Origin of the sequence: Athalassotoga sp., from assembly GCF_049965695.1 — a bacterium.
Lineage (GTDB): Bacteria > Thermotogota > Thermotogae > Mesoaciditogales > Mesoaciditogaceae > Athalassotoga.
In genome coordinates this window covers 19,636-27,363 of record NZ_JBMFWB010000024.1, presented here as the reverse complement: position 1 = coordinate 27,363, position 7,728 = coordinate 19,636, and the positions used below count along the sequence as shown (strand labels likewise).

General features: G+C 39.0%; 8 protein-coding genes. 6 read left to right on the top strand and 2 right to left on the bottom strand.

The window, feature by feature from the left end:
* Positions 1-115: 115 nt before the first annotated feature.
* Entirely contained in the window at positions 116-253 is a 138-nt protein-coding gene (locus ACP5NR_RS07730) for a hypothetical protein (protein WP_428006232.1), read from the bottom strand.
* 27 nt (positions 254-280) lie between these two features.
* Positions 281-478: a hypothetical protein gene (locus ACP5NR_RS07725; RefSeq protein ID WP_428006231.1), complete on the bottom strand. Its 198-nt coding sequence runs from the start codon at positions 476-478 to the stop codon at positions 281-283.
* 179 nt (positions 479-657) lie between these two features.
* On the opposite strand from ACP5NR_RS07725, the gene ACP5NR_RS07720 reads away from it, so the two are divergent.
* The 6 genes from ACP5NR_RS07720 to ACP5NR_RS07695 all read left to right on the top strand — a co-directional run bounded on the left by ACP5NR_RS07720 (position 658) and on the right by ACP5NR_RS07695 (position 7,615).
* Entirely contained in the window at positions 658-2,094 is a 1,437-nt protein-coding gene (locus ACP5NR_RS07720) for a hypothetical protein (protein WP_428006230.1), read from the top strand.
* 114 nt (positions 2,095-2,208) lie between these two features.
* A complete protein-coding gene (locus ACP5NR_RS07715) occupies positions 2,209-3,732 on the top strand; it encodes an ABC transporter substrate-binding protein (protein WP_428005316.1) in 1,524 nt (507 codons plus the stop codon).
* A 59-nt stretch (positions 3,733-3,791) separates the two neighbouring features.
* The gene (locus ACP5NR_RS07710) at positions 3,792-4,796 is read left to right on the top strand and encodes an ABC transporter permease (RefSeq protein ID WP_428005317.1); all 1,005 of its coding nucleotides are present in this window, start codon (positions 3,792-3,794) and stop codon (positions 4,794-4,796) included.
* Entirely contained in the window at positions 4,796-5,656 is an 861-nt protein-coding gene (locus tag ACP5NR_RS07705) for an ABC transporter permease (protein WP_428005318.1), read from the top strand. Before ACP5NR_RS07710 ends, ACP5NR_RS07705 begins: the two co-directional genes overlap by 1 nt.
* Entirely contained in the window at positions 5,653-6,648 is a 996-nt protein-coding gene (locus ACP5NR_RS07700) for an ABC transporter ATP-binding protein (protein ID WP_428005319.1), read from the top strand. The genes ACP5NR_RS07705 and ACP5NR_RS07700 overlap by 4 nt, the downstream gene beginning before the upstream one ends.
* A complete protein-coding gene (locus ACP5NR_RS07695; protein WP_428005320.1) occupies positions 6,611-7,615 on the top strand; it encodes an ABC transporter ATP-binding protein in 1,005 nt (334 codons plus the stop codon). Before ACP5NR_RS07700 ends, ACP5NR_RS07695 begins: the two co-directional genes overlap by 38 nt.
* Positions 7,616-7,728: the final 113 nt, after the last annotated feature.

Below are 7,728 nucleotides of genomic sequence, written 5' to 3'. Positions count from 1 at the left end.
AAACATCCCATGATAAGTTACCAAGGGTAAAGTAAACATGACACACAATCCCACATCCTTTTTATTTCTCACAGAAGCCCCTTTAAAAATAGGGGGCTTCTGTGACTATTTGCAATTAGTTTTCGCTTGTGTGAGTAATCAGTTCTTTAATCGTATCTCCTGTAATGATTTCTGCTGATTCACAGCAATATGCTGGCGGCTCTTCTTCGTTAGTTTTCTCGATCGTTCTAAGAACTTTTTCAAGTTTTTTCATGTTTTTTCACCTTCTCTCTACGCATTTTTAGTTAGTAGTCATTCTCTGACACTCAACAGGCACTTCTTGTTGTATTACATTACAAGCAAAAGCGGTTTGAGGATTTTTAAAGTTTGTATCATTCGTTCCCCCACCATCATCGCTGAAGTAAGTAGTCGCATTTGAAAAAACAATCGCAAAAGATAGAACTAAAATTATTAGAGCAATTAATATTTTCCACTTCATTTTATCAACCCCTGTTTTATCTTAAAATTATATTTTCTGAGGGTCAAATTTCTCGATCTCGCACAGCTTTATAGAATAAGGATTTGAAGCAGGTGAAAATTGTAACATTTGGTACATTTTAAGGCTTTTTCTGATATAATTACACAACAATATTCATTTTAATGCACAATGGAGGCCATATGCTTGATTATAATTTCATTCGAGTTTTTAATATTATAAAATCGTATAGCTCATTTTCAAAACCGTTTTTGAACTTTATCATTTCTAATTCTAATTTATCTAAAGCAGAAAGGACTTTCATTCTCTGTGTGAAATACGATTATGACTATGATTGGGAAAAAGCATTGTCAGAAATTAAAAAGATCAAAGATTGCCATGATAAAAATCTGAAATTCCTTCTTATGATGAAAAAACTTGAACTTTATAGGAATTTGGGCAGGAGAAAATATGCGCAAGCACTTTATAACAAGTTGCGAGAAGCGCTTCCATATATTTCACCAAATATACGCGATTCTGTTATAGATGAATTAATTGCTTACGTTGTCCTGTCTGGAGAACAAAATTATGACCTTGGGAAATTCAAGATGGATGATAGACATATAAGCGATTCAGCCAATATATTTTTCGAAATGAATAAGGGAAGAAAACTCATAAAGGATGGTAACAAGGAAGGCCTGGAGAACTTCAAGAACGCTTTAAAAATTGCGACTAAAATACATCATCCGTCTGGAATTGTAACTGCTTTAAACGCGTTATGTTGGTATGGAATGAAATATAATGTTGATCAAGCATTGGGATATGGGAAAGAAGCATTATACAATGCCGGAATGTATTTTGAAGGGACAAATATCTTATATGTTTTCGATACAGTGATTGAAATGATGAACAAGACTTCAGATATTGCATTCACAGAAATTTCAAGAGATTTTTTGGAGTTATACGAGAAAGCTCCAGAAAATATCAAGAAAAGATATAAAAAGACTAAAAGAATTGCTAAAGATACTTTAAATAATTCATTTTATCACATTGACGGAAAAACCAGAAGATTTTTAAGGAAGATCAATAAAGAACATGCACTTGATGCTTTTATAACAAGAAAACAGACTTATAACCTTCTCCATTCAAAGGTTAAAAATATACGTGGCGATACGATACGAAGAATTTTAAAAGGCATAGACATAAAAGATTTCCAGATGGATTCTTTACCATCACCTTTCTGGATAGAATTTATCAAAATGAAAGATGGCTTAGAAGATGGAATAGATGCCGTGGTAAATGGAAGACAAACGCTGGATCCATATGTTAAAGCAAGGCTTGACCTTGAAAGAGAGTTTCTTGGCAGGATTCCGGATCGTGCAAAAGAAAATTTCATAAAAGTCTATTTGAACCTTGACAAGGATGAAAGGCGTGTAATAGACAGATTTGCCAGAGACTATATCCGGTACGACATAAGATGGGGAATAAGGATAGAAGTTCCGGATGAAATGGAGGAATACGTCAAATTATTCCATTTAAAAAGAATGCCCGCTGCTTTGGCCTACTGGTCATACGATGACAAAAAGGGAAGAGAAAGACTTGTAAGAGTCCTTGGTAGTGTAAAATTAGAGGTCATGTAATTCGGTTCATTGACTTTCAAATGACTTCGTGATAAAATATCTTCAAATAACATTTCTAAATGGTTAACTATACAAATAAAATAAATCCAAACTTAAACACAAGGGGGTGTTTTTGTGGTGAAGAGTATTTCGAAATATGGTGTTTTTGTGCTCTTAATTCTGATGAGCATGATGGTGTTTGCGGCAAGCAGCAAAGATTATGTGATTGTTGGTACAACTGACAAATTCACATCTTTGGATCCGGCAAAGGCTTACGAATATCTCTCCGTTAACCTCATTCAAAATATCATGACAGGTCTTGTTACGTATGTGCCCGGGACAACTCAGATAATTCCCGGTCTTGCGGACAGTTGGAATATCTCCCAAGATGGCCTTACGTATACATTTTATCTCAAAAAAGGTCTTAAATTTTCCAACGGAGATCCGATCAACGCTCAGGCATTTAAATATGCCTTCGATAGGGTCATAAAACTCGGACAGGATCCTTCATTTTTGCTTTCTGACGTTGTTAAAGGAACAAAAGCGATAGACGACACAACTTTCGAAATAGATCTTAAATATCCGTTTGCACCTTTCATAAATATACTTGCATTCACCGTCGCATATCCTGTAGATCCGAAAGTCTATCCTGCCGATCAGGTTTACAACGGCATGCCTATTTCCAGCGGACCTTACATAGTTAAAAGATGGGTAAGAGATGTTGAGATGGAACTTGCTCCAAATCCGAATTACTACGGAGATCCTGCAAAAACTCCAACGATTTTGATAAAACTCTATCAAGATGCCAACAGTTTGTATCTTGCCCTGCTCGGCGGAGAGATAGATCTTGCTTACAGAACGTTGCTTCCGCAGCAATTCGCGCAAATACAACAGAATAACAAATTCACAACATACGTTGGTCAAAGTCCATTTATGAGATTTATCGTCTTCAACGTTAAACAAGATCCATTCGGAAATGCAAAGATCAGAGAAGCCCTTGCTTACGCCGTGAACAGGCATGAAATTGAAAGCAAGATTTTCGCAGGTCAGGTCAAACCTCTTTACACAATGATACCGGTTGGGATATGGGGAAGCATGAATGTCATGCCGTCTCAAGACATTGCCAAATCAGTTTCCATTCTTCAATCTCTCGGATACTCAAAAGATAAACCTTTGAATATAACTTTGTGGTACACTCCAAGCCATTATGGATCAACGGAGGCCGATCTCGTTTTGACGCTCAAAAATCAATTTGAATCAACAGGCCTGATAAAATGCAACGTTAATTACGCCGAATGGGCCACATACATAGATTACTGGAACAAGGGTGTCATGGGGATGTTCATGCTTGGATGGTACCCAGATTACTTCGATCCTGACGATTTCGTGTGGCCATTCCTTCAATCTTCTGCAAGCCCTCTGATGGGATCCAACTATTCAAATCCGACAATGGATCAACTTCTCACAGATGCGAGACTTGTAAGCGATGAGGCAGGTCGTACTGCTCTTTATGATGCCGTTCAAAAACTCATGGCTCAAGATGTACCGTACATTCCTCTCTTCCAAGGCGAACAACAAATTGCCGCTAAACCTGAGGTTGCCGGTGTTTTGCTTGATCCAGTTCAAATCTTCAGATACTATTTACTCTACAAAAAATGATTTGAATCTCGGGCGGAAATTTCCGCCCGAGATTTGAATTTAAAAAGGAGCGATATATCTTGAAGACTTACATTCTCACACGCATTATCCTTTCCATACCCATGATTTTCATACTTTTGACGATAGTTTTTGTTATTTTAAGGATTCTGCCTGGAAATCCCGTTACGGCCATGCTTGGTCCAAAGGCCCCTCCGGAAGTTGTGAAGTCCATGGAAGCCCAACTTGGTCTTGATAAGCCAATAATAATTCAATTTGGTGATTACATAGCGAATATTTTAAGGGGAAATTTCGGTGATTCAACGGTAACGACCCTTCCGGTCATTCAAGAATTGGAAGAGAGGTTTCCTGCCACACTCGAACTTACAATATTTGCCATGATCATAGCCGTTACGATAGGCATTTTTTTCGGAAGTGTGGCCGCTTACCGTTATGGGCGACCTGTTGATGTAATAGCAAGGATTTATTCAATTTTTGTTTATTCGATGCCTGTCTTTTGGCTTGGAATAATGCTTCAACTCATCTTCGGTGTCTGGTTAAAAGCATTGCCAGTTTCCGGACGCGCATCACCTTTCATGACACCGGATAACATGTACACCGGACTTTACACGATAGACGCAATTTTAAACGGACAGTGGAATGTTTTGTATGATTCGCTTTTGCACCTTGTACTTCCATCCGCGACACTCGGAGTTGTGATATCGAGCGTTTTTGTCAGAATGGTCAGATCGAACGTTTTACTTTCCCTCTCAAGTCAATATGTCATCTCCGCAAGATCAAGAGGTGTCAAAGAAAGCAGGGTACTTTACGCTCATGCGCTTAAAAACGCGATGATTCCAATTCTCACTATAATGGGTCTTCAATTCGCACTTTTACTTGGAGGTGCTGTTTTGACTGAAACGACTTTTTCATGGCCTGGAATAGGAAGTTACCTTGTTGAAAGGATAAGATATAGAGATTTTCCTGCCATTCAAGGCGCGGTTGTGTTTTTTGCGCTTTTCGTCGTTGTGGTAAGTATCCTAATAGATATCATAAATGCATGGATGGATCCGAGGGTGAGATACTGATGATAAGCATGGAGATAAGAAAAGGAATAAAAGGACTTTTCAAAGACTCTTCGGGTCTTATGGCTTTTATAGGTTTTCTGATACTGATTTTCTACATCATAACGGCAGTCTTCGCTCCCTTTATTTCTCCTTACAATCCGACACAACCATCGGGACCGTCTCTTTTACCTCCGACGATATCGCATATCATGGGAACTGATAATTTAGGATATGACATCTTCAGCAGACTCGTTTGGGGCACAAGAATGGCCTTTGCGATAGCACTCATAGCAACTGCAATAGCCGCGGTGGTGGGAATTCCCGTCGGCCTGCTTGTCGGGTATGTAGGTGGAAGGGCAGACAGAATTGTGACTATGATAATGGATTCGGTCTATGCTTTTCCGGGATTGATCCTTGCGATAGCGATAGCGGCAATGCTTGGCCCCGGACTTCTGAACATAGCCTTTTCGATAGCCGTCGTGTACATTCCAACGTATTACAGGGTGATAAGAAGTCAGGTTAGCACCGTTAAATCCGAACTTTATGTCGATGGAGCAAGGGCAATAGGAGCAAAATCATCCACGATAATAGGATCGTACGTTTTTCCGAATGTCTTGCCTTCGACGATAGTCATATTCTCCATGAACCTTGCAGATTCTATAATGACGGAAGCCGGACTAAGTTTTTTGGGTCTCGGGATTGCTCCCCCTACACCTGATTGGGGTTACGATCTTGCCAAGGGCCAACAATTCATCCTCAACAACGATTGGTGGATGGTGCTGTTTCCCGGCATTGCCATAATAACGATAGTGTTAGGCTTTAGCATGTTTGCGGAAGGACTTGACGAATATTTTAACCCGAATATAGGTGAAAAAAGATGAACATATTAGAGGTAAAAGATCTTAACATTGAATATCTGACGAGAGATGGAAACCTTAAAGCGGTAGACGGAGTTTCCTTTTCACTTGGCTTTCACGAAACTCTCGGCCTTGTGGGAGAATCAGGCTGCGGAAAATCCACAATAGGTCTTTCGCTTTTGAAAATTTTGCCAATCAACGCCAAAGTCAGCGGAAATATATTTTACAAAGATAAAGATATGGTAAAAATGTCGGATAACGAGATAAGATCTTTGAGAGGAAAAGAAATTTCGATGATCTTTCAAGACCCCATGACCTCTCTTGATCCGATAATGAGAATAAAAAATCAGTTTTTCGAAACAATTCGTGCGCATTTCCCGAAGATGGAAGAAAGTGAAATGGTGAAAACGTCTTCTAACGTTTTAAAGTCGATAGGGATAGATCCATCAAGACTCGAAAATTATCCATTCGAATTCAGCGGAGGAATGCGCCAGAGAGTCATGATAGCACTTGCAATAGTCTTAAACCCTTCCTTGCTTGTTGCAGACGAACCCACAACTTCTCTCGATGTGGTGGTACAGTTACAGATAATGGAAGTGCTCAAGGAGTTAAAAGATCAAAAGGACATGTCAATGGTTTTGATAACCCACGATCTTGGACTCGTTGCAGAAATAGTGGATAAAGTTGGAATAATGTATGCCGGAAATCTTGTGGAATTTGGAGACGTAGATTCAATCTACGATGATCCTTTGCATCCTTACACCCAACTTTTACTTGTTTCAATACCAAACGTTAAACTTGAAGATATGGAACTCAAATACATAAAAGGGAATCTGCCAAGCCTTAAATCACCGCCTCAAGGTTGTAAATTCCATCCGAGATGTCCATTTGCGATGGACATCTGTTTAAAAGCAGATCCACCAACATTTGAAGTAAAAGGAAGAAAAGTAAAATGCTGGCTTTACAAAGGAGAAAAAGATGGATCAAGAAAAACAGACACCGTTGCTATCGGTTAGAAATTTAAAAAAATACTTTCCCCTTAAAGTGTCATGGTTAAAGGCGTTTGCGAAAGAAAGGCCTTACGTCAGAGCCGTTGATGATCTTTCTTTTGAAATAAAATATGGAGAAACACTTGGACTTGTCGGTGAATCCGGAAGTGGCAAGACCACAGTCGGAAGAACTTTGATAAGACTTGAAAGTCCGACAGATGGTCATATCCTCTTCGAGGACGTTGATCTGGCAAAAATTTCAGGAGAATCTCTAAGAGTTAAAAGACAACATTTTCAAATGATCTTTCAAGATCCAATGGCTTCTTTGAATCCTTACATGAGAGTTGGAAACGCGATTGGACATCCTTTAAAAATACATCATATAGGAAACAAATCGGAAAGAAAAATGCATGTCTATGAAATTTTGAACAAAGTAGGTCTTCCTCCGGAAGAATTTTACAATCGCTTCCCAAGGCATTTATCCGGAGGACAAAGACAAAGGGTTGTAATAGCACGGGCGGTAATAACAAATCCTAAGTTTGTCGTCGCAGACGAAGTTACAGCCATGTTAGACGTGTCGATAAGATCGCAAATTCTCAAATTGCTAATAGAGATGAAAAACGAACTTGGTCTTACCTATCTTTTCATAACGCACGACCTTGCAAGTGCTAAATACATCTGTGACAGAATCGCCGTCATGTATCTGGGCAAAATCGTTGAGATCGCGAAAACATACGATATATTCAAAGAGCCTCTCCACCCTTACACAAAAATACTTATGGCAAGCGTTCCGGTCCCCGATCCAAAGATGAAAACAAAGAAATTCATTCCAACCGGAGAAATTCCGTCTCCCATAAATATCCCATCAGGATGCAGATTCCACCCAAGGTGTCCTTACGCAATGGAAATTTGCTCGAAAGTCGAGCCTGAACTTAAAGAGGTCAACGGCAGATTGGTCGCATGTCACCTTTATGACCAAAACGGCAAAAATTAAAAACTGTATAGGTCTGACATACTTACATCAAGTTGTAACTTTGAATACCTATCAGTAAAAATAAAATTGTCTTAAAATAATATAGAAAATTGTTTTCCATAAGGAGGAACTAT

What these genes read in the sequence shown, in the direction of transcription:
- ACP5NR_RS07730 (WP_428006232.1), bottom strand. Translation starts at nt 253, where the DNA reads ATGAAAAAACTTGAAAAAGTTCTTAGAACGATCGAGAAAACTAACGAA.
- ACP5NR_RS07725 (WP_428006231.1), bottom strand. Translation starts at nt 478, where the DNA reads ATGAAGTGGAAAATATTAATTGCTCTAATAATTTTAGTTCTATCTTTT.
- ACP5NR_RS07720 (WP_428006230.1), top strand. Translation starts at nt 658, where the DNA reads ATGCTTGATTATAATTTCATTCGAGTTTTTAATATTATAAAATCGTAT.
- ACP5NR_RS07705 (WP_428005318.1), top strand. Translation starts at nt 4,796, where the DNA reads ATGATAAGCATGGAGATAAGAAAAGGAATAAAAGGACTTTTCAAAGAC.
- ACP5NR_RS07700 (WP_428005319.1), top strand. Translation starts at nt 5,653, where the DNA reads ATGAACATATTAGAGGTAAAAGATCTTAACATTGAATATCTGACGAGA.
- ACP5NR_RS07695 (WP_428005320.1), top strand. Translation starts at nt 6,611, where the DNA reads ATGGATCAAGAAAAACAGACACCGTTGCTATCGGTTAGAAATTTAAAA.